This is a genomic window from Methanocalculus sp., assembly GCF_029762515.1.
Classification (GTDB): Archaea; Halobacteriota; Methanomicrobia; order Methanomicrobiales; family Methanocorpusculaceae; genus Methanocalculus.
Window position 1 is genome coordinate 1 of sequence record NZ_JARVGN010000541.1, and the last position, 1,243, is coordinate 1,243.

Here is a 1,243-nt window from a genome sequence, read left to right on the forward strand (position 1 = left end):
CGGCCTCATCCCGATGGAATCGGCAGAGGCGATTGCTGCTGCTGCACCGAAGGCATCTCTTCGCCGGGCAAACGAGATTGAAGCTGAGATCAACCATGATATGATGGCTGTTGTCAAGGCGCTCGCCGAGGTGTCCGGCCCTGCCGGACGCTGGGTGCATTACGGGGCGACCTCAAACGATATCCTGGATACGGCAACTGCCCTTCAGATCAAAGATGCCCTCGACTTTATCGAAGAGAAGCTGAAGATTCTGCTCAGGGTTCTCATTGAGAGGAGCACTGCCACAAAGACGCTCGTCTGTGCAGGCAGAACTCATGGCCAGATCGGTGTGCCGACAACCTACGGCCTCCGCTTTGCCATATGGGCAAGTGAGATCGGCCGCCATATCATCAGGCTCCGTGAGATGCGTCCACGGGTTGTTGTCGGGCAGATGACGGGGGCTGTCGGGACACAGGCTGCCTTTGGTGAGGACGGGATGGAGGTGCAGGCGGCGATGATGCGCCACCTTGGTATCGGTTCAGTCGATGTCTCGAACCAGGTGGTTTCCCGGGATCGGTATGCCGAATACTTCTTCCTCCTCGCAAACATTGCCACCACCCTCGATAAGATCGGGATAGAGATCCGTTCTCTCCAGCGGACAGAGATTGCCGAGGTTGAAGAGGCTTTTGCCAAGAAGCAGGTCGGATCCAGCACGATGCCGCATAAGAGAAACCCGATTAAAAGTGAACAGGTAGGCGGTCTTGCCCGGGTGATCAGATCCGCAGTTGAGCCTGCACTCCTGAATAATACCCTGTGGGATGAGCGGGATCTCACGAACTCCTCATGCGAGCGGGTGATCTTCCCTGAAGCAACCATCCTCTGCGATCACTGCCTCAAGGTGATGGCGCAGGCCCTTGAGGGACTGATCATCAAAGAAGAGAATGTCGCAAAGAACCTTGATCTGCTCCATGGCATCAATCTTGCCGAGTCGGTGATGATCGAACTCACGAGGCGCGGGATGGATCGGCAGGCAGCACACGAGGTGATCCGGGCAAACAGCATGAAGGCGCTTGAAGAGAAGAGGCCGCTTGCTGAGATCCTCTCGGAGATCCCCGAGGTGACTGGTTTGATCTCCTCCGCTGAGATCGAAGATGCACTCCTGCCGAAACGATATATCGGCACCTCGATACAACAGGTGGAGCGGGTGATCAAGAAGCTCGCCCCGCTAACCTCTTAATTACTCCTTTTTCTGCAATTTTGAGAT

At 55.8% G+C, this 1,243-nt stretch carries 1 protein-coding gene; it reads left to right on the forward strand.

Annotated features, from left to right (window positions below):
- Positions 1 to 1,216, forward strand: a 1,216-nt coding sequence (gene purB / locus QCH34_RS12990) for an adenylosuccinate lyase (RefSeq protein ID WP_300334746.1), incomplete at its 5' end; no start/stop codon positions are given.
- Between the last annotated feature and the right edge of the window lie 27 nt (positions 1,217 to 1,243).